Source organism: Paenibacillus protaetiae, assembly GCF_004135365.1.
Lineage (GTDB): Bacteria > Bacillota > Bacilli > Paenibacillales > Paenibacillaceae > Paenibacillus_AP > Paenibacillus_AP protaetiae.
In genome coordinates, this window is sequence record NZ_CP035492.1 from 3,220,001 (window position 1) to 3,243,383 (window position 23,383).

General features: G+C 49.0%; 21 protein-coding genes and 1 pseudogene (1 of these 22 only partly in view). 13 read left to right on the forward strand and 9 right to left on the reverse strand.

Translation table 11 applies throughout. The annotated features are described in order from the left end of the window. A protein-coding gene (locus ET464_RS14915; RefSeq protein ID WP_129442184.1) for an HD-GYP domain-containing protein crosses the window boundary here: on the reverse strand, positions 1 to 589 show its 5' portion. 497 nt of this gene lie to the left of the window's left edge; 589 of the gene's 1,086 nt are visible here — the first part of the coding sequence; the start codon lies at positions 587 to 589; its stop codon lies off the left edge, out of view. Positions 590 to 634: 45 nt separating this feature from the next. Next, the gene (gene gyrA, locus ET464_RS14920) at positions 635 to 3,124 is read right to left on the reverse strand and encodes a DNA gyrase subunit A (protein ID WP_129442186.1); all 2,490 of its coding nucleotides are present in this window, start codon (positions 3,122 to 3,124) and stop codon (positions 635 to 637) included. A 317-nt stretch (positions 3,125 to 3,441) separates the two neighbouring features. Here gyrA and ET464_RS14925 point away from each other — a divergent pair, with 317 nt between their 5' ends. After that, positions 3,442 to 4,209, forward strand: a complete 768-nt coding sequence (locus ET464_RS14925) for a YheC/YheD family protein (protein WP_129442188.1) — start codon at positions 3,442 to 3,444, stop codon at positions 4,207 to 4,209. 134 nt (positions 4,210 to 4,343) lie between these two features. Here the strand turns inward: ET464_RS14925 and gyrB are convergent. The 6 genes and pseudogenes from gyrB to dnaA all read right to left on the reverse strand — a co-directional run bounded on the left by gyrB (position 4,344) and on the right by dnaA (position 10,705). Beyond that, positions 4,344 to 6,253, reverse strand: a pseudogene (gene gyrB, locus ET464_RS14930) (DNA topoisomerase (ATP-hydrolyzing) subunit B). A 38-nt stretch (positions 6,254 to 6,291) separates the two neighbouring features. Continuing rightward, complete coding sequence (remB, locus tag ET464_RS14935; RefSeq protein ID WP_129442190.1) at positions 6,292 to 6,543, reverse strand: extracellular matrix regulator RemB; 252 nt, start codon at positions 6,541 to 6,543, stop codon at positions 6,292 to 6,294. A gap of 23 nt (positions 6,544 to 6,566) precedes the next feature. Continuing rightward, the gene (gene recF, locus ET464_RS14940; protein WP_129442192.1) at positions 6,567 to 7,676 is read right to left on the reverse strand and encodes a DNA replication/repair protein RecF; all 1,110 of its coding nucleotides are present in this window, start codon (positions 7,674 to 7,676) and stop codon (positions 6,567 to 6,569) included. A gap of 28 nt (positions 7,677 to 7,704) precedes the next feature. Further along, positions 7,705 to 7,920, reverse strand: coding sequence for a S4 domain-containing protein YaaA (gene yaaA, locus ET464_RS14945; RefSeq protein ID WP_129442194.1), 216 nt, complete (start codon positions 7,918 to 7,920; stop codon positions 7,705 to 7,707). Positions 7,921 to 7,961: 41 nt separating this feature from the next. Beyond that, the gene (gene dnaN / locus ET464_RS14950) at positions 7,962 to 9,104 is read right to left on the reverse strand and encodes a DNA polymerase III subunit beta (RefSeq protein ID WP_129442196.1); all 1,143 of its coding nucleotides are present in this window, start codon (positions 9,102 to 9,104) and stop codon (positions 7,962 to 7,964) included. 251 nt (positions 9,105 to 9,355) lie between these two features. Next, complete coding sequence (gene dnaA / locus ET464_RS14955; protein WP_129442198.1) at positions 9,356 to 10,705, reverse strand: chromosomal replication initiator protein DnaA; 1,350 nt, start codon at positions 10,703 to 10,705, stop codon at positions 9,356 to 9,358. Between the two features lie 564 nt (positions 10,706 to 11,269). On the opposite strand from dnaA, the gene rpmH reads away from it, so the two are divergent. The 12 genes from rpmH (at position 11,270) to ET464_RS15015 (ending at position 22,524) form a co-directional block, all read left to right on the forward strand. Further along, entirely contained in the window at positions 11,270 to 11,404 is a 135-nt protein-coding gene (gene rpmH, locus ET464_RS14960; protein WP_068778604.1) for a 50S ribosomal protein L34, read from the forward strand. Between the two features lie 195 nt (positions 11,405 to 11,599). Next, positions 11,600 to 11,983 (forward strand): ribonuclease P protein component, encoded by a 384-nt coding sequence (rnpA, locus tag ET464_RS14965; protein WP_129442200.1) that lies wholly within the window; start codon positions 11,600 to 11,602, stop codon positions 11,981 to 11,983. Positions 11,984 to 12,066: 83 nt separating this feature from the next. After that, the gene (locus ET464_RS14970) at positions 12,067 to 12,984 is read left to right on the forward strand and encodes a YidC/Oxa1 family membrane protein insertase (RefSeq protein WP_482811941.1); all 918 of its coding nucleotides are present in this window, start codon (positions 12,067 to 12,069) and stop codon (positions 12,982 to 12,984) included. Next, a complete protein-coding gene (gene jag / locus ET464_RS14975; RefSeq protein WP_129442202.1) occupies positions 12,981 to 13,601 on the forward strand; it encodes an RNA-binding cell elongation regulator Jag/EloR in 621 nt (206 codons plus the stop codon). The genes ET464_RS14970 and jag overlap by 4 nt, the downstream gene beginning before the upstream one ends. A 91-nt stretch (positions 13,602 to 13,692) precedes the next feature. Beyond that, positions 13,693 to 15,072, forward strand: coding sequence for a tRNA uridine-5-carboxymethylaminomethyl(34) synthesis GTPase MnmE (mnmE, locus tag ET464_RS14980; protein WP_129442204.1), 1,380 nt, complete (start codon positions 13,693 to 13,695; stop codon positions 15,070 to 15,072). A gap of 98 nt (positions 15,073 to 15,170) precedes the next feature. Continuing rightward, positions 15,171 to 17,057, forward strand: a complete 1,887-nt coding sequence (gene mnmG / locus ET464_RS14985; RefSeq protein WP_129442206.1) for a tRNA uridine-5-carboxymethylaminomethyl(34) synthesis enzyme MnmG — start codon at positions 15,171 to 15,173, stop codon at positions 17,055 to 17,057. Continuing rightward, the gene (gene rsmG / locus ET464_RS14990) at positions 17,058 to 17,777 is read left to right on the forward strand and encodes a 16S rRNA (guanine(527)-N(7))-methyltransferase RsmG (protein WP_129442208.1); all 720 of its coding nucleotides are present in this window, start codon (positions 17,058 to 17,060) and stop codon (positions 17,775 to 17,777) included. It abuts the gene before it with no gap. Positions 17,778 to 18,031: 254 nt separating this feature from the next. Further along, on the forward strand, positions 18,032 to 18,853 hold the full coding sequence (gene noc / locus ET464_RS14995; RefSeq protein WP_129442210.1) for a nucleoid occlusion protein: 822 nt from the start codon (positions 18,032 to 18,034) through the stop codon (positions 18,851 to 18,853). A gap of 240 nt (positions 18,854 to 19,093) precedes the next feature. Next, positions 19,094 to 19,867, forward strand: coding sequence for a ParA family protein (locus ET464_RS15000; RefSeq protein ID WP_129442212.1), 774 nt, complete (start codon positions 19,094 to 19,096; stop codon positions 19,865 to 19,867). Beyond that, complete coding sequence (locus tag ET464_RS15005) at positions 19,848 to 20,702, forward strand: ParB/RepB/Spo0J family partition protein (RefSeq protein ID WP_129442214.1); 855 nt, start codon at positions 19,848 to 19,850, stop codon at positions 20,700 to 20,702. Before ET464_RS15000 ends, ET464_RS15005 begins: the two co-directional genes overlap by 20 nt. Positions 20,703 to 20,820: 118 nt before the next feature. Next, positions 20,821 to 21,987 carry an aminotransferase class V-fold PLP-dependent enzyme gene (locus ET464_RS15010; RefSeq protein WP_129442216.1) on the forward strand — a complete coding sequence of 389 codons (1,167 nt, stop codon included), beginning with the start codon at positions 20,821 to 20,823 and terminating at the stop codon, positions 21,985 to 21,987. Between the two features lie 54 nt (positions 21,988 to 22,041). Continuing rightward, complete coding sequence (locus ET464_RS15015) at positions 22,042 to 22,524, forward strand: DUF4446 family protein (RefSeq protein WP_129442218.1); 483 nt, start codon at positions 22,042 to 22,044, stop codon at positions 22,522 to 22,524. Positions 22,525 to 22,556: 32 nt separating this feature from the next. Here the strand turns inward: ET464_RS15015 and yyaC are convergent, their stop codons facing one another. Then, a complete protein-coding gene (yyaC, locus tag ET464_RS15020; RefSeq protein WP_129442220.1) occupies positions 22,557 to 23,168 on the reverse strand; it encodes a spore protease YyaC in 612 nt (203 codons plus the stop codon). Between the last annotated feature and the right edge of the window lie 215 nt (positions 23,169 to 23,383).

The following is a 23,383-nucleotide window of genomic DNA, read 5'->3' on the forward strand; positions in this document are numbered from 1 at the left end:
CCGACGGCTTGAATAAAATGTCCGGATCAATCCTGCTGTTGCCGATGTCGTGAAAAAGCCCCGCCATAGCAATCTGCATCCAATCCTTTTGCGGCAGCCCTACCCATTGTGCAATCAAATAAGAGGTTAAAGCGCATGCTGCACTGCTGTGATACATATATTCCGGCTGCTTAAAGCTCCGCGGCGCAAATGTAAGAGGGTTGTAGCTCCCGATATGGCGCAAAACCTTCTCCAGCTGCTGACGCAGCTCCAACACCGGTATTTCACCAGCGGCTGCCGATTTGAACGTCTTTTTCAGGAGCTCGACCAAGCGTTCGTATTCATCATCAAATGGGATTGGAGCAGCGGGGGCCTTGATCAGGCCAGCATTCTGCTCCTGAATCTCATCGCTGCCGTCTTGATTGGGCGGCATCGTCCGATTACGGTCGTCGCTAATTGAAACTTGCTGCACCATAAATGCCTTCAAGATTTCAATTTCACGCCCTTGAATCACTTTGCCTTTATGAAACAGAGTGCTGCCAAGCGGAGTGAGTACATCTCCCGCAAGCTTATCACCTAACTTAAGTTGTGATACTGCCACTACGCTCACAATGATTCCCGCTCCTCTTATGTCAGATTTGAATAATCGGCTTCACTATTCCAAATCAGTTGGTCCCGCAGCCCCTTCGTCGTTCTCGTCATCCTGCAGGTCCGAATCCTCATTGCGCGCAACACGGGTCACCGTCGCTACGGAATCGTCATCACGCGTATTGATCAGCTTCACGCCTTGCGTGTTGCGTCCCATCGTCGAGATGCCCTCCATACTGGTCCGGATCATCGTACCTGAGGCTGTCATGATCATCAGGTCCTCTTCGTTCTCAACCACTTTAAGGCTGACGACAGGGCCATTCTTATCTGTGATGTTCAATGTCTTGATCCCTTTGCCGCCACGGCTTTGCACCCGGTATTCGGATATCGGCGTACGTTTGCCGTAACCTTTCGAAGTTACGATAAGCACGTCATTGTCCGGATCGACAATATCCATATCGATAACGATATCGCCTTCTTCGAGCTGAATGCCCTTCACCCCGGTTGCAGGGCGTCCCATCGTACGGACATCCGTCTCCGGGAAGCGGATTGACATGCCTTGGGCCGTACCCATAATAATTTCCTTTGTGCCGTCGGTAAGTTTAACGCCAATCAGATCATCATCTTCGCGCAGCGAAATCGCAATAAGGCCCACCTTGCGAATGTTGCTGTAATCGTCCAGAGGAGTTTTCTTCACGACGCCCTGACGGGTTGCAAAGAACAAAAATTTATCAGGGTCAAGCGACTCAACCGGTATGACAGCGTGAATCGTCTCGCCTTGTTCAATTTGGATCAAGTTAATAATCGGCGTTCCCCGTGCAGTACGGCTAAGATCCGGAATCTCATAAGCTTTCAGCTTGTAGACCTTGCCTTTATTCGTAAAGAACAGCAGGTTGTGGTGCGTATTGGAAACAAACAGATGCTCGACAAAATCATCATCCTTTGTATCCATGCCTACCACACCTTTGCCCCCGCGCTTCTGGCTGCGGTACGTCGAGACCGGCAGGCGTTTAATATAACCGGTATGGGTGATGGAGATAAACACATCCTCGCGCGGGATCAGGTCTTCATCCAAAATTTCTTCGTCGCTCAGCGTAATTTCCGTGCGGCGTTCATCGTTGAATTTTTCCTTAATCTCATTGAGCTCGGTGCTGATAATATCCAGAACAAGCTGCTCGTCGGCCAGAATGGCTTTATATTCGGCAATTTTACGCAGCAGTTCCGCATATTCCGCCTCGATTTTCTCGCGTTCCAGACCGGTCAGGCGCTGGAGGCGCATATCGAGAATCGCTTGCGATTGATCGTAGCTGAGCGAGAAGCGCTCCATCAATCCTTCTCTAGCTATATCGGTCGTTTGTGAAGAACGGATAAGCGCAATTACTTCATCCAGATGGTCAAGCGCAATTCGCAAGCCTTCCAGAATGTGGGCGCGTGCTTCCGCTTTTCTCAGATCAAACTCCGTGCGGCGGCGTATAACTTCGATCTGATGCTGCAAATAATGGTATAAAATGTCGCGCAGGTTCAATATTCTCGGCTGGCCGTCCACAAGGGCAAGCATGTTGATACCGAAGTTGAACTGCATTTGCGTTTGTTTGTACAGGTTGTTTAACACGACGCTTGGATTAACGTCACGGCGCAGCTCGATGACAACACGCATGCCGTTACGGTCCGATTCATCACGCAGATCGGTAATGCCGTCGATCTTTTTCTCGCGGACAAGCTCGGCGATTTTCTCCACCAGGCGTGCTTTGATCACCTGATACGGCAGCTCGTGAACGATAATGCGGGCTTTGCCGCCGTTCTCTTCGATTTCGGCGCGGGCGCGCATCGTTACCGTGCCGCGTCCGGTCAAATATGCCTGGCGGATGCCATGGCGGCCAAGCACCAGACCTGCGGTCGGGAAGTCAGGGCCTTTCACATACTCCATCAGCTCAACCGGCGTAATGTCCGGGTTGGCAATAAGCGCCTGCACCCCATCAATGACTTCACCAAGGTTATGCGGAGGAATATTAGTCGCCATACCAACCGCAATACCGGTTACCCCGTTAACAAGCAGATTCGGAAAACGGGCAGGCAAAACGGCCGGTTCTTTCTCCTCGCCATCATAGTTCGGGACAAAATCAACCGTATCTTTATTCAAATCCCGCATCATTTCCATCGCGATTTTCGTTAAACGGGATTCCGTATAACGCATCGCAGCTGCGCCGTCGCCGTCGATCGAACCAAAGTTGCCGTGTCCGTCGACCAGCATGTAACGCATGGAGAAATCTTGCGCCAAACGAACCATCGTCTCATAAACGGCTGCATCGCCGTGCGGGTGATACTTACCGATTACGTCGCCTACGATTCTCGCAGATTTCTTATAAGGCTTGTCCGGCGACATGCCAAGCTCCGACATCGAATATAAAATACGCCGGTGCACCGGCTTCAGCCCGTCCCTCACATCGGGAAGCGCGCGGCTTACGATAATACTCATTGCGTAATCCATAAAGGAATCACGCATTTCCGTACTAATATCACGGTCTATAATTTGCGAATTTCGCTGGTCTTCCGCCATGTTATACCTCCCTGACGTATCTATCGCCACATGCTCGGTTGGCAGTTATGCCGATGGCGAACATGAATACCCATTATATTACTTTCACAAAAAGGGATTCGTTAAACGTTCCCCCGCCGTTCTGCTGGCCCGGTTACCCGGACGGCAGAAACATTATTTTCTAAAAACAGGAAAATAGCCGATTATCTCTTTCCTTTGTTTAAAAGGTGCATAAGATAAACAGACCCAACTTTCATTATACCACTCATTCCAAAGTCTGTCTCCTTCATGCTTGATATACCGCCTGTCCAGGTTAACGATCGAAAGGAGATTTACGAGTGGCCATTCAACGCGTCCAAAGCAAATGGGCAAAAACAAAAGTGCTGCTTCAATCGGAGCAGTTGCGTGAATACATGCCGCTGACAAAACGATTAGAACCCGAAACGCTTCGCTCCATGCTCGATAAATACGGCATGGTGTATGTGAAGCCGGTAAACGGCACATTTGGCCATGGCGTCATTCGCGTGGAGCATCATCCCGGCGGCGGCGCACGTTCGTACACGTTCCAGGAGGGAACGTCTCTCGCATCGTGCGGCTCGTATGAAGAGCTGCACCGCCGGCTGCTGGCCAAAATCAAACGCCGGCCTTACCTGGTCCAGCAAGGAATCGAGCTTCTGCGCCATCAGAACCGAAGGTTCGACATCCGCGCCATGGTGCAAAAAAACGGCCCACACTGGGAAACAACCGGCCTGATCGGACGGCTGGCGCATCCCAAGCGGATCGTTACTAACTATCACAGCGGCGGAACGCCGATGGATTTGTCCATGCTGATGATCGGGCATCTGCAGGGCAATGAGCTGCACGAATTTGAAGAGAAATTGAGGCGGCTGGGTGTAGCCATTGCCAATCAGCTGCAGACCGCCTATCCCGGGCTAAAAGAGATTGGCGTCGATATAGCCGTGGATACGAAAATGCATCCCTGGATACTCGAGGTCAATACACTGCCGGACCCGTTTATTTTCCGCAAACTGAAAGATAAGCGCGTATTCCCGAAAATTTATCGCTATGCCGTCGCTTACGGCCGGTTTAGAAAACGGTCCAAATAAGCCGATCCGCCACGCTCTGCATTCCCCCGCAGGATACAAAAAAAAGCCGCTCTATCAAGAACGTGAACGACTGCCCTTTAAAGGCCCGCCGTTCACGAAGTAGAGACGGCTTTTTATTTTGAATTATCCCGCCGTTAAATATCGAGATTTTTTACGTTTTTCGCATATTGGTTAATGAACTCGCGGCGCGGTTCGACGTTATCCCCCATCAGGGTATCGAACAGGCCGTCCGCTTCCATCGCATCGTCAATCGTAACCTGCAGCATGGTGCGGCTCTCCGGATCCATCGTCGTTTCCCACAGCTGGGTCGGATTCATCTCGCCAAGGCCTTTATAACGCTGTACATTGACTTTCGCGCCTTCGCCGAACTCGGCGATAATGTCGTCCCGCTCTTTTTCCGACTGGGCATAACGGATCGTCTTGTTGCGCTCGATCTTGTAAAGCGGCGGCTGAGCGATATAAATATATCCCGCCTCGACAATCTTCCGCATATACCGATAGAAAAACGTGAGCAAAAGCGTGCGAATATGAGCGCCGTCGACATCGGCATCGGTCATAATGACGATTTTGTGGTAACGGGCTTTCGCCAGGTCGAAATCGTCGCTAATGCCGGTGCCAAGTGCCGTAATGATGGCACGAATCTCCGCATTGGACAAAATGCGGTCGAGGCGCGCTTTTTCAACGTTCAAAATTTTACCGCGCAGCGGCAAAATCGCCTGGAAGTGGCGGTCGCGGCCCTGCTTCGCCGATCCGCCTGCGGAGTCGCCTTCGACGATATACAGCTCGCTGATCGACGCGTCCTTGGAAGAGCAGTCTGCCAGCTTGCCCGGCAAGGAGCTGACTTCCAGCGCGCTTTTGCGGCGCGTCAGCTCGCGCGCTTTGCGTGCCGCTTCGCGGGCTCTGGAAGCAGACAAGCCCTTCTCGAGAATTTTTTTCGAAGTGGACGGGTTTTCCTCTAGAAACTCCTGCAGCTTTTCTGCAAAAAACGACTCGACGATACCGCGCACTTCACTGTTGCCAAGCTTTGTTTTCGTCTGGCCTTCGAATTGCGGCTCCGGAATTTTAACGGAAATGATCGCCGTCAGCCCTTCGCGCACGTCGTCGCCGGTCAGATTGGAGTTGCTGTCTTTAATCACGCCTGTTTTGCGGGCGTAATCATTGATAATCCGCGTCAGCGCGCTCTTGAAGCCCGATTCATGCGTACCGCCTTCATGCGTATGAATGTTGTTCGCAAAGGAATAAATATTCTCGCTGTAGCTGTCGTTGTACTGCAGCGCAACTTCAACTTGAATATTATCTTTGGTTCCTTCGACATAAATCGGCGTTTCATGCAGCGCTTCGCGGTTGCGGTTCAAATGCTCGACAAACTCGATAATGCCGCCGTCATATTTGAATGTGTTCGATACGCCCGAGCGCTCGTCGGTAAGCACCAGCTCGATCCCTTTGTTCAGGAACGCAAGCTCGCGGACACGGGACTGCAGCACGTCATATTCGAACACAGTTGTATCCGTAAAAATTTCCGGATCGGGATGGAACGTCGTTATAGTCCCCGTCTCTTCCGTATCGCCAATAACTTGAATGTCGCTCAGCGGCGTGCCGCGATGATATTCTTGCTGGTAAATATGGCCGTCGCGTTTGACGTTCACGACAACCTTCTCCGAAAGAGCGTTAACGACAGAAATGCCGACGCCGTGCAAACCGCCCGATACTTTATATCCTTCGCCGCCGAACTTGCCGCCTGCATGCAGAACCGTCATAACGACTTCCAGCGTCGATTTTTTCAGCTTCGGATGTTCCCCGACCGGGATCCCCGGCCGTTATCGATAACCGTGATGCTGTTATCTTCATGAATTTTGATCTGGATTTTGTTGCAATAGCCTGCCAGCGCTTCGTCAATACTATTGTCGACAACCTCCCATACAAGATGGTGAAGGCCTTTGGCGCTGGTCGAGCCAATATACATCCCTGGCCGCTTGCGTACAGCTTCCAGCCCCTCAAGTACCTGTATCTGGCTCTCGTCATACGTATTTTGATTCAAAGACATGCCTGCTCACTGCTCCTCTCATACCTGATCCCAAATCTCTATCCATTAGCCGCAAAATGATTGGCTCTTTTTTTCAACGTAGAGGATGATATGGGAGAATAAAAAATTTTACTCTCGGTCACTACGATGGACTTCGGATCCTCTTCCCCGATCATCTCCACCGTCTTCCGTTTGCGGGACTCCGCAACAAACTGCTTGGAAAGCTTGGAGGATTGCTCAATGGAAATATCAAAGATGGCTACAAGCTCGGAAGCCCGAATTATTTTTTCTCCGCCTAAATGAATATACAATGAATTCGCTCCTCCCGGCCTTCCTAACGTGTCACTTGGCCTTCCCGCACATGATAAATACCGGCATCATGAAGCTTGGCAATATTGACGCTTTCGATTCCGGTTGTTGTTATAAACGTTTGCACTTTGCTTTGAAAAGTTTCGATAAGCTGCGTCTGGCGGTGCTGGTCCAGCTCTGACAGCACATCGTCCAGCAGCAAGAGCGGATATTCGCCGATCTCTTCCCGAATCAGCTCAATTTCCGCCAGTTTCAGCGACAAGGCCGTCGTGCGCTGCTGCCCTTGCGAGCCGTAAACATGCGCTTCCTTGCCGTTTATATAAAAAGCAAGATCATCCCGATGAGGCCCGGCAAGCGTCATTCCCCTGCGAACCTCCTGATCTTTCACCTGTGATAACTTTAACATAAATTGTTCAAATAAAACAGTTTCATCTTCCGAGGAGCCTGCGTCAAACGATGGCCGGTACTCAATGACAAGCTGCTCCAGGCCTGCTGTTATGCCGCTATGAATTTGCTCTGCCCAGCCTTGCAGTTTATGAATAAAGTGTTTCCTTTTTTTCATAATTTTAACACCATGCTCCGCAAGCTGCATATTCCATACATCCATCATCGCCTGCTGGAAGCTGCCGCTGCCGGCTGTCTTTAAATAATTGTTACGCTGGACAAGCACTTTGGCGTATTGCTGAAGCGTATGCAAATAACCGGGCTGCACCTGACCGATCTCCATGTCGAGAAACCGTCTCCGCACGCCCGGTGTGCCTTTCACTATTTCCAAATCTTCCGGCGCAAACATGACCACATTAAGCGATCCGACAAAATCACTCAGCTTGCGCTGCTCGAGGCCGTTAATTTTGGCTCGTTTGCCCTGTGTGGACAAAGATAAATCCAGCTTCACCGCGCCGTACCGCTTATCGACTTCGCCGTGGATCCGCGCCGCATCGGCCTGCCAGCCGATCAGCTCCTTGTCCTTGGAGGTGCGATGCGATTTGGTGAGGGCCAGCACAAAGATGGATTCCAGCAAATTCGTTTTCCCTTGTGCATTAGGCCCAACAAACAAATTCACTTGATTGTCCGTCTGCAGCTCCAGCTGGCTGTAGTTCCGGTAGTTTTGCAGATGGATTTGTTTTAAAAACACGATAGGCCCTCCCGGTTGCCGGGCATATTCACGTCCTGGTGACCGTAAATACGCCGCAGCCTTCAACTTCTATCCGATCTCCTGCATACAGCTTTCTGCCGCGCCGGTTATCCGGCTCTCCGTTAATAAGAACCTCATTCTCCTGCAAAAAAAACTTCGCATGCCCGCCGGTTTGAATGCAGTCAGCCAGCTTCAAAAACTGGCCGAGCTGAATGTATTCGGTGTGAATCTCGATTTGTTTCATCGGTATTCCCGTTCCTCTCTGCTTATCTTTGATCCGGCCGCTTAGCCGGTTGTCCGGTAAGGCAAAATGATATAGGTGCTGTGCTCGTAGTCGGTTGGTTTAATGACAATCGGGCTCATTGCGCCGTTAAAGCCGATCAAAATTTGCTCGCTGTCGATAACCTTCAGCACATCCAGCATATATTTGGAGTTAAACGCGATACGCAGCGGATCGCCGGACATCCGGCCTACTTCCAGCTGCTCGGTAACGCGGCCCAGTTCGGTAGAGCTTGACGATATTTCAATTGATTGGTCGTCTTGCGTCACAATGCGGACGATATTGGTTTTTTCCTCGCGGCTCATCAAATAAGCGCGGTCGATTGCGTCGGTTAATTTTTTCGTATCCAGCACGAGTTCTGTTTTGTACACCTGCGGAATAATTTTGGAAGTATCCGGGTAAGTGCCGTCCAGTACGCGGGAATAGAACAAAATATTGTCGATTTTGAACAGAACTTGATTGTCCGCTACGACAATATCGACAGGCGTATTATGTTCCGGCACCAGCTTCGACAGCTCGACCAGCGTTTTGGCCGCGATGACGACATTATGGAAACGGGTATCTTCCGGCGCTTCCACGGTGGCGAAACGGCTGGCCAAGCGGTGGCGGTCGGTGGCTACAAATTTCAATTCCCCGTTTTGGAGCGTCCAAAGCACACCTGTCAAAATAGCCATTTGTTCATTGGCGGAAGCGGCCAGCACTGTCTGACGGATCATCGCTTTCAGCAAATCGCCCGGAATCGGGAACGATTCATTCTCATCAATGGAAGGCAGAACCGGAAATTCCTCCGGGTCCAGACCAACCATCTGAATATCGGTCGAGCCGGAACGGATCTGCGTCTGGAACTGGGCGTTTACTTCGAATTCGACTTGGTCCGAAGGAAGCTTCTTCACGATTTCCACAAAAAACTTCGCCGGCAAAACGACGCTTCCCGGCTTGTCCACATGTGCATAAATATTTCCGTCTTGTTCTACTGGAATAAAGCTTTGAATAGATATATCGGTATCACTTGCTGTAAGCGTAATGCCCTGATGCGTCACTTCGATCTTGATGCCGCCGAGAATCGGAATGGTTGGTCTGGAGGACGCAGCTTTGGCTACATGCTGGATAGCTTCGTTCAGTTCATTTTTAGCTATTTTTAATTTCATGTGTTGAATTCACTCCTAAATTGAATGTAGGCCGAGGCACATGGCCTGTTTTCGGGAAAAAGGTCGGATTTTGAAAAGGCAGCGCAAGCTGCTTGTTTAGATGATGATTTATTTAAAAAAATAGTAGTAGTAGCAGTAGGGCACCTGAATATGTGGATAAGCCCCCAGAACGTTGATAAAGCAAGCCTATCCACATGTGCATAGCGTGTGCATAGGCTTGCTTGGTTGTTCATATGTTTTCACAGCTTGGCTTACGTATGATTCCGGACTTTTTCCGACAAGTTCTGCACGATCTTATAAAGTTCCGGATCTTGTTTCAGCTGCTGCGTAATTTTCTCATGCGCATGGATGACGGTTGTATGGTCGCGGCCGCCAAATGCTTCGCCGATTTTAGGCAGGGAATAATCCGTCAGCTCCCGGGATAAATACATGGCGATTTGGCGCGGAAAAGCGACGGCTTTCGTCCTTTTGCGCGCTTTAAACTCTTCCAGGCGAAGGCCGTAAAACTCGCCGACCTTTTGCTGAATATCCTGAATTGTAATCATTTTCGGGCGGCTGGTCGGGATAATATCTTTAAGCGCCTCTGCTGCCAAATGCGACGTAATATCTTCATTGATCAGCGAGGAGTAAGCGACCACCCGAATTAAAGCGCCTTCCAATTCACGGATGTTGGTATCAATCTGGCTTGCAATATAAATCATCGCTTCGTTTGGAATATCGAGGTTCTCCGCTTTTGCTTTTTTGCGCAAAATCGCAATCCGCGTCTCCAAATCCGGCGCTTGAATATCCGTGATAAGGCCCCATTCAAAGCGGGAACGCAGCCGTTCCTCCAGCGTCGGAATTTCCTTAGGCGTGCGGTCGCTGGAAATAACGATCTGTTTCCGTTCCTCATGCAGCGCATTAAAAGTATGGAAAAACTCTTCCTGGGTGCCGTCTTTGCCGGCGAGAAACTGGATGTCGTCAATGAGCAGCACGTCGATATTCCGGTATTTATTGCGGAAGCTTTCGCCGCGGTTATCCCGGATTGCATTAATGAATTCGTTCGTAAACTTCTCGGACGAAATATACATAATCTTGGTGCGCGGATTATGTTCCATAATGTAATGGCCGATCGCATGCATCAAGTGGGTTTTGCCGAGCCCTACGCCGCCGTATAGGAACAGCGGGTTGTACGCTTTGGCAGGCGCTTCCGCGACAGCCAGCGATGCGGCATGCGCAAAGCGGTTGTTCGCGCCGATGACAAACGTATCGAAAGTGTATTTCGGGTTAAGCATATTAGAGAAAGGCTCTTCCTGGACGGAAGGCAGCTCAACCGGCGGCGGAGCCTGAAGTACGGGTTCAGCCGTTCTTGCTTCTTCAATTGAAAAACGAACGTCCACCTGCCTGCCTAGAAATTCAAACAGGGTCGTTCGTATAAGTTTCGTATATCGGCCTTCCAGCCATTCCGCGGCAAATGTCGTCGGCGCGGTTACTTCCAGCAGCGATTCATTAATGAAGGAAGCTTTGGTCGCTTTAAACCAGGTATCAAAGCTTGGTTTGCTCAGCTTTGTCTGGATGATCGACAACACTTGCTGCCATATATCGTAATTATGGCTGTCCACAGACTGTCACTCCTATCCCAATACTAAAAAAAGCACTTTTATGTGAGAAATCATGTCGAAAAACATGGGTGTATACCGAAATCATCCACATTATGAAGTTCATGAACAGGATGAGTTATAAATAGGGGATAAGTTTGTTCACAATGTTATCCACAGGGTGTTGATAAAGCTGAGGTTAAATCGCTGTCATCCACATCTAAAACAAATTAATCATAGCAAAAGATCCCTTGTATTTCAACGAATTCGGCGATTTTATCCACAACGTCAATAGGTTGTGCATAGAAGTTATCTACAACACTAGATATTGTTTATATCTTGTTAAGTTTCGACAGGATTCGCACAATGGCCGGCTGAAATTGTGCACATGTTATTAGTTTGTGTCGATAAGGGGGCATTTCATTCAGTTGTCCACAATTTATGGCGAATGGATGCCCGGCATTGACTTTTAGGCACTAACATGGTTTAATTGAAAAAGCTTTTTTTCTCCGGTAACGGTACGTCCTCCTTTCGTGGGACGAGTTCGTTTCTGAAGGAGGAGCATGATATAGGGGAGGTGCATTACGAATGAGACCTACATTTAAACCAAATGTAAGCAAACGCAAAAAAGTCCATGGTTTCCGCAAACGGATGAGCACGAAGAATGGACGCAAAGTTTTGGCGGCACGCCGTCAAAAAGGAAGAAAAGTTCTTAGCGCGTAAAGTTGAAGACCACGTCCGGTGGTCTTTTTTTTTACCTTGGAACAGACAGGCCGGCTGAGGAAGAGACGCCAAACGCCGGCTTGACGTTATAGATTAAAAAGGTAGCTACATATAAAAAAGATGGACAGCTGCCTGTTAAGCTGATGTGTAATCGGCAATACTGGCTGACAGGATGGAAAGAGCGGTGAGTGAAGCGTGCATCGGAAATTGCGTTTGAAAAACCGCAATGATTTCAATCGGGTATACCGTGCCGGCAAATCGTTTGCGAACGGCCAATTTGTTGTGTACTGGTCCAGGCAGAGGATTGCTGATCCTTTCCGGCTTGGCGTATCCGCCAGCAAAAAAATCGGCAATGCGGTTGTCCGCAACCGGATGAGGCGTGTCGTGAAGGAAATTGTCCGGTTAAACAGGGACCGGATCGTCCCAAACATCGATTTTATATTAATAGTAAGAAAACCTGCTGTAGAGATGCAGACCAAGGATTTGGAACGGAGTGTGCTTCATGTGCTGAAGCGGGCCGGCCTGCTGAAAAACACGGTTCCTCCAAAAGCTGCAAAGCCGGTGCCGAAGCCCGATTAAAGGCTGTGGACAATTGTTTCTTATCCCAGGTTTATGGTATAGTTAGGATTGGTATGTAATGGCTCTCAGAGAGGAGTTTTGGCGTGTTTTTTCGTAAGAATTGGAATCGAAAATGGCTTGTTGTTTTAGGTTTGACCGCCATGATGGTCCTGCTTGCAGGCTGCGGCTCGTCCGTTAACCAGACGACAAGCACCGAAGATTTGCAGCACGGCAATTGGTGGGAAAAGTACGTTGTTTATTATTTTGCAGTAACGCTGGACAAGTTCGCCGAGTGGATGGACGGCCAGTATGGCCTCGCGATTTTGCTTATGGTTATTATCGTAAGGACGATTATTTTGCCGCTTACGATCAAGCAATATAAGAGCTCGAAAGCAATGCAGGCGCTGCAGCCTGAAATTAAGCAGATTCGGGAAAAATATAAAGACAGTCCGCAAAAGATGCAGGAAGAAATGATGAAGCTGTATCAGGCGAACCAGGTCAACCCGATGGCGGGCTGTTTGCCGATGATTGTCCAAATGCCGGTGTATATCGCGCTCTATAACTCGATTTACCGGAATCCGGATATTCGCGAGCATGCGTTTTTGTGGCTGAAGCTTGGGGAGAAGGACCCGTATTATATTTTGCCGGTTATCGCAGCGATTACGACCTTCGTTCAATCGAAAATGATGCAAAAAACGCAGGTACAGCCAATGCCGGGCATGGGCGCGATGCTCATGATTATGCCGGTCATGATTTTTGTCATGGCGATCAATTTCCCTGCCGCATTGCCTTTGTACTGGATTTACAGTAACGGTTACACGATTGTCCAAAACTACTTCCTTTACATTTTCCCTAACCGGAAAAATAAGAACGACAATCAAGGCAGCTCGAACGGTTCGGGCGGCAACAAAAATGCGGGTGCCGGCAAAGCAAAAGGCGCCGGCGGCAGCAAAGCGAATAACAAAGGTAACAGCAATAAAAGTAACAGCGGCAAGAAAGGCAAGGAGGCCCCTGCGAAATGAAGAAAATCGTTGCATCAGGCAAAACGATAGACGATGCTGTCCGCCAAGGTTTAATGGAATGGAACGTAACGGAGAACCGTGTAAAGGTAGCGGTTTTGGAACAGCCTTCGAAAGGGTTTTTAGGGCTTATTGGCGTAAAGCCTGCGAAAGTTGAGATGGAACTGATCCCGGATCCGATCGAGGAAGCCGAACAGTTTCTCCGTGAAGTGGCAAGTACAATGGGGCTGCAGGTTGAAGTGCAGCATAAGCAAACGAGAGAAGGCAATTACTTATCGTTATCCGGCAGCGGCGATATGGGCATGCTGATTGGCAGACGTGGTCAAACGCTTGATTCTTTGCAGTACTTGGTTAATATTGTTGCCAACCGTTATTCGGACAGCCATTTGCGTATCGTGCTTGATGCAGAAGATTTTCGCGAACGGCGGCGCAAGACGCTGGAGGACATGTCCGACCGTCTAGCAGGCAAAGTCATTCGTACGCAGCAAGAGGTTGTGCTGGAGCCTATGCCGGCGCAAGAGAGAAAAGTGATCCATTCGCAGCTGCAAAACCATCCGAAGGTGAAAACCTACAGCCAAGGGGACGAGCCGAATCGGCGTGTCGTCATTTCACCCAGGTAACGGCAGCATTGGAGCGGGAGGATAAAGATATAGACGCAGCAATGGCTCAATAGTCATTGCTGTTTTTCAATTTAGCGAGGTGGTTTGCTCCATGATTAACGACACAATAGCAGCCATTGCGACAGCAATCGGGGAAGGCGGCATCGCCATTATCCGCGTGAGCGGCCCTGAAGCGATAGAAGGAGTAGGGCGGATTTTTCGCTCGAAAACGGCATTGCAGGATGCGGAGTCGCATACGGTGCATTACGGGAATATTATCGATCCGGCAACGGGCGATTCCATAGAGGAAGTTATCGTGACGCTGATGCGAGGACCTCGGTCCTTTACAGCGGAGGATGTTGTTGAAATCAATACGCACGGCGGCGTTATTGCAGTGAAAAAGGTTCTTGATGCGGTGCTGCTGCAGAAAGATATCCGGATTGCGGAGCCGGGCGAATTTACGAAACGCGCCTTTCTGAACGGGCGTATTGATTTGATGCAGGCGGAGGCGGTTATTGACCTCATCCGCTCGAAATCGGACCGTGCTTTTTCCGTGGCAAGGAAGCAGGCGGAAGGAATATTGTCGAAGCGCATTCAAGCGCTGCGGCAAACGGTCATTGAGCTGCTCGCTCATATCGAGGTCAATATTGATTATCCGGAGCATGATGTGGCTGAAATGACCGCGGCATATATCCGGGAGCAATGCGGCAGTGCGCTGGAAGAGATCGGACGGCTGCTAAAAACGGCGAATGAAGGTAAAATATTAAGAGAAGGCATTATGACGGCCATTGTCGGAAGGCCCAATGTCGGCAAATCTTCGCTGATGAACGTGCTTACCCAGGAAAACAAAGCGATTGTGACCGATATCCCGGGCACGACTCGCGATGTCATTGAAGAATACGTTTCATTGAACGGCATTCCGCTTCGTTTGATGGATACGGCCGGCATTCGGGAAACAACCGATGTGGTGGAGAAAATCGGCGTGGAGCGTTCGCGTTCCGCACTGGAGGATGCCGATCTTGTATTGCTGGTGCTAAATAATCATGAGACGCTGCATGAAGATGACCGCAAACTGATGGAGCTTGTGGAAGGGCGGCCGGTCATTGTTATCATTAACAAAACCGACTTGCCGAATAAGCTGGATATCGGTGAAGTGGAAAGCCGGTTTGGCAGCGAAGCGGTTATCCGGATGTCCGTCGTTGCCGAGCAGGGAATGGATCAGCTGGAAAAAGCGATCAGCCGCATGTTTTTTGAAGGCGAGCTGGATTCCGGCGATTTAACTTATGTGAGCAATGTACGCCATATATCGCTGCTTAAGCAGGCGCGGCAATCGCTGCTGGATGCAGTGGAAGCGTCGGATATCGGCATTCCGATTGATGTCATTCAAATTGATGTCCGAACGGCATGGGAATCGCTTGGCGAAATATTGGGCGATACGGCCGGCGACTCGCTTATCGACCAAATCTTTTCCCAGTTCTGTTTGGGAAAATAAGTTTTACAATAGTGCAGTAACGAATTTAATTATAAATAATGGAATTTATGTTAAACAGTGGATTAAACGCTGTGCGGCTATAGGGAGGGATATGAATAATGGGATATGAAGCGGGTCAATATGACGTTATTGTTGTAGGCGCAGGCCATGCCGGGGTAGAAGCGGCGCTGGCTGCAGCGCGGATGGGATGCGAGACGCTGCTTGTGACGATTAACTTGGATATGGTGGCGTTTATGCCGTGCAATCCGTCTATTGGCGGACCGGCCAAAGGCCATGTTGTGCGTGAAATTGATGCGCTGGGCGGCGAGATGGGCCGCAACATCGATAAAACGTTTATTCAAATGCGGATGTTGAATACCGGGAAAGGGCCGGCCGTTCATGCGCTGCGTGCACAAGCGGACAAATTTTCGTATCAGCATCAAATGAAGAAGACGATTGAGGAAACGGAACATTTGACGCTGCGCCAGGCGATGATTGAAGAGCTGGTTGTGGAGGATGGCGTATGCAAAGGCGTTGTAACCCAAACCGGCGCTATTTACAGCGCGAAAGCGGTCGTAGTCACAACCGGCACTTATTTGCGCGGTAAAATTATTATGGGCGAACTGATGTATTCAAGCGGCCCTAATAACCAGCAACCGTCTTTGAAGCTTGCTGAAAACTTGAAGGAGCTGGGCCTCAAGCTGGTCCGCTTCAAAACGGGCACGCCTCCGCGTGTTCATAAGGATACGATTGATTTTTCGAAAACGGAAATTCAGCCGGGCGATGAGCAGCCGAAGTTTTTCTCCTATGAGACGAAGTCTTCGGATAATGAGCAGCTGCCTTGCTGGCTGACGTATACGTCGGAGCAAACGCATCAAATTATTAATGACAACCTGCATCGCGCTCCGATGTTCTCGGGTGTGATTGAAGGAACGGGGCCGCGGTATTGCCCGTCGATTGAGGATAAAATCGTTCGTTTTGCCGATAAGCCAAAACACCAAATTTTCTTGGAGCCGGAAGGCAAACATACGTCCGAATATTATGTCCAAGGGCTTTCGACCAGTATGCCGGAAGACGTGCAGCTGCAAATTTTAAGGTCAATTCCGGGCCTTGAAAAAGTGGAAATGATGCGTAACGGTTATGCGATTGAATACGATGCGGTGGTGCCCACTCAGCTGTGGCCGTCGCTGGAGACCAAAGTGATTACCGGTTTGTTTACGGCAGGCCAAATTAACGGCACATCCGGTTATGAAGAAGCAGCTGGTCAAGGCATTATGGCTGGCATTAACGCAGCCCGTAAAGTGCAGGGGAAAGAACCGGTGATCATTTCGCGTTCGCAAGGTTATATCGGCGTGATGATCGACGATCTGGTGACGAAGGGAACAAACGACCCTTACCGTCTGCTCACTTCCCGTGCTGAATATCGTTTGCTGCTCCGTCACGATAACGCGGATCTCCGCTTAACGCCGCTTGGCCATGAAATCGGCCTCATTTCGGAAGAGCGGTACCAGTCATTTTTGGCGAAAAAGCAGCTTGTAGCGGATGAGATCGAACGTCTGCGCACAGTAAAAATCCGTCCAGAGGAAGCGGCGGAGATGCTGACGGCTGCAGGATCGGCTCCGATTGCGAATACGACGGACGCGTTGACGCTGCTTCGCCGCCCGGAGGTTTCGTATGCAATGCTGGAGCAAATTGCGCCATCGCCTTTGGAACTGACGGAAGAAATGAAAGAACAGGCTGAAATTCAAATCAAATACGCCGGTTATATTGAGAAACAGCTTCTTCAAGTAGAGCGGCTGAACAAAATGGAAAAGAAAAAGATACCGGATAATATCGTATATGAAGAAATTAATGGCCTAGCTTCGGAAGCGAAGCAAAAACTTAGCGTTGTCCGGCCGTTAACGCTGGGGCAAGCATCACGTGTCGGAGGTGTAACGCCAGCTGATATTTCGATTTTGCTCGTTTATTTGGAGCATTACAATCGGGTAACGGCGGCTAGAGCATAGATGGAACAACATTTTCAATTTCAACAGCAGCTGGAGCAAAAGGGGATTTCACTGAGCCCGGTGCAGCTCCAGCAATTTGAACATTATTATGAACTGCTTGTCGAGTGGAACGAGAAAATGAATTTGACAGGCATTACGGAACGAAATGCCGTTTATGAAAAACATTTTTACGATTCGGTTTCCCTTTCGTTTTTTGTAGAGATGCAAAGCGTCAACAAGCTGGCGGATATCGGCTCGGGGGCAGGTTTTCCGAGCGTTCCGCTTAAAATTTTATTCCCGCATCTGGAAATTACTATTGTGGACTCGTTGAACAAACGAATTCAGTTTCTAAGGATGTTAGCCGAGCAGCTTGGTCTTGACCGGGTCAATTGCGTACATGGCAGAGCTGAAGATATTGCCAGGCTGCCGGAACACCGGGACCGTTATGATCTTGTCACAGCAAGAGCGGTAGCACGATTAAATGTATTGAACGAATTTTGCTTGCCTTTCGTGAAAGTAGGGGGCACCTTTGCTGCTATGAAAGGCGCTAAAAGCGAAGAAGAGGTACAGGAGTCAGCAGCGAGTTTGAAAGCTTTAAGAGGAAAGCTGTTGTCTCAGCATGAATTTGTTTTGCCGCATGAGCAAAGCGAGCGCCATATTGTTCTCATTTCGAAGGTGGATCATACCCCTCGATTATATCCGAGAAAAGCGGGTACGCCTTTAAAGCAGCCGATTGTTTAAAAATAGCTGAACATCAATGACGTTTGACAATAATGTTCCACGTGGAACATTATTGTCACTTTTTTGTGCGGCTTGGCACACTGTCTAGCAGGAAAATTGTGCTTGCTAGTCGAAATAATAGAGTGAAAGATTTGCGTACTCGTCGGTCATTTGTTGATGGAGTTATAAGGCATACATAGAATCACATCTTTGAAGTATCATGCTTCGGATACAAGTGGGGAGCATGAGCTTCTGGGTCGGGTGGTATATAGGTTATGAAAGAGCAATTTTCACGATTGTTTGGTTTGTCCGATTCGCGAAGCAGCGCGGATGAGGTGCGTCAAATTCCGGTTAATGAAATTGATTCAAGTCCATTTCAGCCGCGTACTGTATTTGATGACGAGCGGATTGATGAGCTTTGTCAAACGATTAAGACACATGGCGTCATCCAGCCGATTGTTGTTCGCATCCGTAATGGCCGCTACGAATTAATTGCAGGCGAGCGCCGGTGGCGTGCCGTCACAAAGCTTGGCATGGAGACGATTCCAGCCATTGTACGGGAGTTCAATGATTCACAGACGGCCTCCATTGCGCTGATAGAAAATTTACAGCGGGAAGGCTTGACGGCTATTGAAGAAGCGATTGCTTATCAGAAGCTGATTGAGCTGCACCAATTAACGCAGGAGAGTCTTGCTCAGCGTTTAGGCAAAAGCCAATCCACGATTGCCAATAAGCTGCGGCTGTTAGGGCTTGGAGAGACAGTGAGAAATGCGCTGATCGAACGTAAAATTACAGAGCGTCATGCGAGAGCATTGCTGAGCCTGGAAACGGAAGAACAGCAAAATAAATTACTGGAAGAGATTATTGCGAAAGAACTGAACGTCAAACAGACGGAAGCGCGGATCGCATTTTTGAAAGAGGCGGCTAAAGCGGCGAAGAAGCCGAAACGGTTTTCTTTTACGAAAGATACGAGACTTGCGATCAATACAATCAGGCAGTCGATAGACATGGTGGCCGGTTCCGGATTAAAAATAAAGACAAACGAGCAGGACTACGACGATCATTATGAGATCGTTATTCAAATCCCGAAACGTTAGATTATCTGTATATGCGATAAAAAATCATTTTATTGCTGGATTGTCATGATGCCGTCTTCCAATAGGGAGGCGGCGATGCCGTTTTTCTGGTACAATGCAATTATCGCATTCTTTTTCTAATAGAGAGAAAAGCTGCTATAACGAGCTGATGATAGAGCAGACTTGATTTACAGGATGAGGAGTCGCTGGGATCAGAAGCTGTTGGCTAGACCAAGATTGTTAACTACAGAGGTGAGCGGTTTGTCTAAAATAATTGCAATTGCAAATCAGAAAGGCGGCGTTGGCAAAACAACGACGTCCGTCAATCTTGGAGCCTGTCTCGCTTCGCTTGGCAAACGCGTATTGCTGGTGGATATTGACCCGCAAGGGAATACTACAAGCGGCATTGGCATTAATAAAGCGGATGTGGAAAATTGCATTTACGATGTGCTTATTAATGATGTGCATCCAAGAGATGCGATACAAAACACGGATATTGATAATTTGAAAGTAATTCCGGCAACAATTCAATTGGCCGGTGCCGAGATTGAGTTAGTATCGACGATTTCAAGAGAACTGCGGCTAAAAAAATCGCTGCATCAAGTAAAAGATCAATTTGATTATATTTTAATTGATTGTCCGCCATCGCTAGGTCTTCTTACCATTAACTCGCTTACGGCGGCCGATTCTGTCATTATTCCGATTCAATGCGAATATTACGCTTTGGAAGGGCTTAGCCAGCTTTTGAATACGGTTAGGCTTGTACAAAAGCATTTAAATACGTCGCTTCAAATTGAAGGCGTACTTCTTACGATGCTGGATGCCAGAACGAATCTGGGCATTCAAGTGATCGAGGAAGTGAAAAAGTATTTTCAAAGCAAGGTGTATCAGACGATCATTCCGCGTAATGTCCGCTTAAGCGAAGCGCCTTCCCATGGACAAGCGATTATTACTTATGATCCGAGATCTAAAGGAGCAGAAGTTTATTTAGAACTAGCGAAGGAAGTGATTATGTATGAGCAAGCGGCTAGGTAGAGGTCTCGACGCTCTTATTCCTTCGTTGGCGGTCAGCGAAGATGATAAAGTGGTGGAAATTCCGCTTTCCGAGCTGCGGCCTAATCCGTATCAGCCCCGGAAGCATTTTGAAGACAATTCCATTAAAGAGCTGGCAGAATCCATTAAGCAGCATGGCGTCATTCAGCCGATTATCGTTCGTACCGTTCTTAAAGGATATGAAATTATTGCCGGCGAACGCCGTTTCCGTGCTTCTCAGCTTATTGGCAATGCGACCATTCCGGCTGTCGTCCGGTCGTTCTCCGATCAGCAGGTTATGGAAATTGCGCTTATTGAGAACTTGCAGCGGGAAGATTTGAATGCCATCGAGGTTGCGATTGCATATCAGTCGCTGATGGACAAGTTCAATTTGACGCAAGAAGAGCTGTCGTTAAAAGTGGGGAAGTCGCGTTCGCATATTGCTAACTTTATTCGGCTGCTTTCTTTGCCGGCGGAAATTAAGGATAATGTTTCACGTGGAACAATTTCGATGGGCCATGCCAGAGCGCTGGCCGGTTTGAAAGATACGGCTGTTCAAAAGGAATTGGCAGAACGGATTGTTGAGCAAGAGTGGAGCGTCCGCGAGCTGGAGGAAGCGATTCAGAAGCTGGATATGAAGCCGTTGCCGGACAAGCCGGAGAAAGCAAAACAGAAGAAACGAGACCCTTATATTGAGAGTCTTGAAGATACGCTGCGGGACCGTTTCAAGACAACGGTAAGAATTAAACAGCAAAAAGATAAAGGTAAAATTGAGCTCCAATATTACAGCAAGCAAGATTTGGAAAGGCTTCTTGAACTGCTGCAAAGTTTGAGCTAAAAGCCCGTAAAATATAGCATACCAAAGTTGTAATCTTCGATGTGAAAGATTAAACTAAGGTATGCTATTATTTTTTTGAAATGAACAGATTGATAGGGAAAGAAGAGGGCTGGCGCGGATGAAAAATAATCAGTCACCGGTTATTTATTTGGATCATGCAGCAACATCGTGGCCAAAGCCTTCATCGGTCATCGAAGCGGTTCAGCATGCGATGCTGCATGAAGCCGCAAACCCCGGCAGAGGCAGCCACCGGATGGCCGTTCAAGCGAGCAGAGTGATCTTTCAGGCAAGGAAAGAGTTAAGCAAGCTGTTCCATGTGCATAACCCCAATGATATTGTTTTTGCAGCGAATACAACAGCCGCTTTAAATTTGGCTATTAAAGGCTTTATTCGCGAAGGGGATCATGTCATTGCAACAGCTGTTGAACATAATGCCGTCCGAAGGCCGCTGGAGTATGCGAAGCGGGTTATGAACGTCCAGGTCACGTATGTAGAAGCCGATGAAGAGGGCACAGTAACAGCTGAACAGGTGCTTGCCGCGCTGCAGCCCAATACGAAGCTGGTTATTGTTAACCACAGTTCCAATCTGCTTGGCACCATTCAGCCGGTTGAACAAATCGCTGAATCGCTTAAGGGGAAGGGGATTAAGCTGCTTGTAGACGCCGCCCAAAGCGCCGGACTGCTGCCAATAGACGTACAGGCGATGGGAATTGATATGCTCGCTTTTCCGGGCCATAAAGGGCTGTTAGGGCCGCAAGGAACCGGCGGGTTGTATATTCACCCCGATATTGATTTGGAGCCTCATATGCACGGCGGCACGGGCAGCCAGTCCGAAGCGCCGGAACAGCCGGCAGTCCGTCCAGACCGTTATGAAGCAGGCACATTAAATACGCCGGGGATTGCCGGTTTAGGCGCTGGTGTCCGTTATGTGCTTCAGGAAGGTACGGCAGCGATATACGAGAAGGAATGGCGATTGTCCCAGCGCATAATGGAAGGACTGCTTCAACTCAATCGGATACGAATATTAGGTCCGCGGCTCGGGTCTCCGAGAACCGGCATCGTCTCATTTGTGGCTGAAGGGATTGATCCGTCCGAAATGTCTTTTATTTTAGATCAGCATTACGGGATTGCGGTAAGAGCCGGATTCCATTGCACGCCGCTGGCTCATGAAAGTGCAGGGACTACGGGAACCGGCGCTGTTCGGGCAAGCGTGGGCTGTTTTACAACCGAAGAAGAATGCGACCGCCTCATTGAAGCGGTAAAAGAAATTAGCGCTCATTACTAAACAACAAGATCAGTGCACAAGTTAATCATCAAGAACCGGGAGCGATAAAAGTTCATGGAAGAGTGGAGTTCGAACCCTACAGTAGGGGCTGCAGTTGTCATTGTTATTGGCGTTATTATTATGGTTTTATGGGTATCGGCACTGGGACGCAAACTGAAGCGACTAAGAAAACAATATGTAGAAGTGATGGGCAGCTTTGGCGTTTCGAACATGGAGGAAGTCATTACAGGTCTGAAACAAACAATCGCTTCGCAGCAGCAGGTGATGGACCGCCAGCAGCAGGAGCTGCAAGCGCTGAAGGCACAGCAAAATGAGATGAAGGGGAAAGTAAGCGTAACCCGCTATAATGCTTTTTCCGAGCAGGGCAATAACTTGAGCTTCTCGATTGCGGTGTTAAACGAGCAGAAGGACGGTTATGTATTAACGGGGATTTATAACCGCGATAATACATACGTATATGCCAAGCCAATCGAAAAAGGCGAGTCTGTCCATCCGCTGTCGCCGGAAGAACGAAACGCCATCGATCAAGCCAAATAGCTTTTTGGCAGCAGGGATTTTGAATCCGGCCGTTAGAAGTGGAGGTCTGCGGCGGCGGTTTGATTGCGGGAAACAGCGGATACAGCAGTTCTGTTCACAATGGAATTAAACAAGCTTGCGGAAATGAGCTCGGAAAGCTTCATAACCAGATGAAGCCTTGTGTTCTGCAAAACGAAATATTCCATAAAACCGCCTACATTCACAATACCGGTAATATGAATGTCGCCGACCGGCGGCAAATCTTTATTAACGCCGGCGCCTGGGCGGACAGGACCGACGCCAACTTGCACGCAGCCGACGCTTGCAACTTGTCCGAGGCAAGCATCAATGCCGATTATAAATGGCCGGTGATGCTTCCGGTTAATAAGGAGCAAGGTTTCCTCCAGGTTCATAGCATGGACCGGTTCTTCCAACGTCCCGTATACCGAGAACATCGGGCTTTGGTATTGCGAGAGAGAGGAACCGACAAGAGGGCCCAAGGAATCGCCGGTGGAACGGTCGGTGCCGACGCAAACAATGACAACGGGGCGGGTGCCGGCCATTTCATCCAACATCGCGGTTAAGCGGGCCATCAGCTGGTGGGAAGCATTTGATTCCGTATAAAATACTTTTAAGGGCGAATCTTTAAAAAACGATAGTTTCATAGTTTCCCCTCCAATGAACCGATATGGTACTAGTATATGGAAGGATAGGCCATTTTATACGTAGAGACATGCTATAAAACCGGTGTCAGGAAAGGGCGGGACACAAGCAGCATCAGGCAGGGCTGGTATGGTGGCCGGGAGGCTGCTGCGCCTGCTTGTGCAGAGAAGCCTCTGCGCTGCCCATCCTTTAACAATCGTATAAGAATGTTCAACAT

Coding starts and splice junctions, on each gene's coding strand:
- gyrA (WP_129442186.1), bottom strand. CDS start 3,124: ATGGCGGAAGACCAGCGAAATTCGCAAATTATAGACCGTGATATTAGT.
- yaaA (WP_129442194.1), bottom strand. CDS start 7,920: ATGAAACAAATCGAGATTCACACCGAATACATTCAGCTCGGCCAGTTT.
- dnaN (WP_129442196.1), bottom strand. CDS start 9,104: ATGAAATTAAAAATAGCTAAAAATGAACTGAACGAAGCTATCCAGCAT.
- rpmH (WP_068778604.1), top strand. CDS start 11,270: ATGAGACCTACATTTAAACCAAATGTAAGCAAACGCAAAAAAGTCCAT.
- jag (WP_129442202.1), top strand. CDS start 12,981: ATGAAGAAAATCGTTGCATCAGGCAAAACGATAGACGATGCTGTCCGC.
- mnmE (WP_129442204.1), top strand. CDS start 13,693: ATGATTAACGACACAATAGCAGCCATTGCGACAGCAATCGGGGAAGGC.
- mnmG (WP_129442206.1), top strand. CDS start 15,171: ATGGGATATGAAGCGGGTCAATATGACGTTATTGTTGTAGGCGCAGGC.
- rsmG (WP_129442208.1), top strand. CDS start 17,058: ATGGAACAACATTTTCAATTTCAACAGCAGCTGGAGCAAAAGGGGATT.
- noc (WP_129442210.1), top strand. CDS start 18,032: ATGAAAGAGCAATTTTCACGATTGTTTGGTTTGTCCGATTCGCGAAGC.
- ET464_RS15005 (WP_129442214.1), top strand. CDS start 19,848: ATGAGCAAGCGGCTAGGTAGAGGTCTCGACGCTCTTATTCCTTCGTTG.
- ET464_RS15010 (WP_129442216.1), top strand. CDS start 20,821: ATGAAAAATAATCAGTCACCGGTTATTTATTTGGATCATGCAGCAACA.
- ET464_RS15015 (WP_129442218.1), top strand. CDS start 22,042: ATGGAAGAGTGGAGTTCGAACCCTACAGTAGGGGCTGCAGTTGTCATT.
- yyaC (WP_129442220.1), bottom strand. CDS start 23,168: ATGAAACTATCGTTTTTTAAAGATTCGCCCTTAAAAGTATTTTATACG.